Genomic DNA, 1,320 nt, shown 5'->3' on the forward strand with positions numbered 1-1,320 from the left:
GGCCGGAAACGAGATCGCGTTCGATGATCAGGTCCGACGTCACCGTCTTGGCGCGGCCGCCTTCGAGGCCGGAAAAGACATTGCGCATCACGCAAAGATCCTTTTCGCCGGGGCCGTATTGCAATTGCGGGCCGAGCAGCCGGCCAAGGAATTCGCGCGGGCTGTTGGAGGTGCCGGGCACCTTGTCCTCAGAGAGGAAACCGAGTTCCTTCAACGGCGCCCAGAAGGCCGACCATCCCGGCCAGCGCAGTGTGTAGCGGCCGGAGCGGCGCAGCCCTTTTGCGGCGTCCAGCATCTCGACATAGTGGAGCGCGTCGCCATTGGGGAAGGCTTCGAGCCTGCCGAGACCGGCAACCTCGATTTCATGGATGAACGGATTGTCGTGCTGCTGGCCGGCAGGCACCGCGACACGGTTCCCGTCCTCAATCATCACGCTGTCGCGGTTCTGGCTGACCAGGACCATGTCGAAATTCCAGCTCACCTTGTAGCACAGCGGCTTGGCCATCGCCTGCGGCTCGGGGATGCCGCCGCAATAGGAATCGATCGAAGAAATCGAGTCGAACTGCCTGGCGGCGCGCGCGTAGAGCACGAGGTCGATGCCGGGGTCGAGCCCGCATTCGGTCATGATCGAGACACCGGCCTGTTCGGCGGCCGGCGCCAGGTCGGCGATCGACTTGGCGTAATTGGTGGTGACCAGCGGCGTGCGCGTGGCAATCGCGGCCTTTACCGCCTCGCGCATCAGCGGCTGCGGCAACAGGTCGATGACGGCGTCGACATCATCAAGCACAGTGGCCAGGGCCTGGCCGATCGCGCCCTCAGGCACCACGAAGCGCACGCGGGCAAGATCGGTCAGGCCGGCAAGCCGGGCAGGGCCGTCCGGCGCGGTGTCGACGCAGACAATTTCCTCGACGCCGTCGCTGGCGACGAGGTCGGCGATTGCCGCCCGGCCTTGCAGGCCGAGGCCGCCGAGAACCGCGATCTTCATGCCGGCTCCTTGCGGTCGTCCGACCAGCAGCCTTCCGGCAGGCTGACCCATTTGTTGCAGGACGCCATGACGACGAAGGTCTCGCTGCGCACCACTTCGCCCGGCTCGCCGGCGCCGGGGATCAGTTCGCTGGTGACGCGGTAGAGATCGGCGACGTCACCGGCCACCGTCACGTCGACGATGATGTCGAAGCGTCCGGTGACCACCGAGGCCGAATTGACGAAAGGCAGTTCGGCAATGCGCTGCGCCAGTTCGCGGGCCCGGCCGCGCCCTTGGGCATTGATGCCGACAATGGCGGAGATCAGCTCGGGGCGCTCGGTCAGGTTCAGCAGCCC

Annotated in this window: 2 protein-coding genes; both read right to left on the reverse strand. The window is 66.1% G+C overall.

What is annotated here, in order from left to right:
* A partial coding sequence (locus tag EN969_RS31345; RefSeq protein ID WP_127419748.1) for a saccharopine dehydrogenase C-terminal domain-containing protein occupies positions 1 to 985 on the reverse strand: 985 nt, incomplete at its 3' end.
* On the reverse strand, positions 982 to 1,320 hold a 339-nt coding region (locus EN969_RS31350), incomplete at its 5' end, for an Lrp/AsnC ligand binding domain-containing protein (protein ID WP_164758675.1). The genes EN969_RS31350 and EN969_RS31345, both read right to left, overlap by 4 nt.

This window comes from Mesorhizobium sp. M7A.F.Ca.CA.003.01.2.1 (assembly GCF_003998945.1).
Taxonomy (GTDB): domain Bacteria; phylum Pseudomonadota; class Alphaproteobacteria; order Rhizobiales; family Rhizobiaceae; genus Mesorhizobium; species Mesorhizobium ciceri.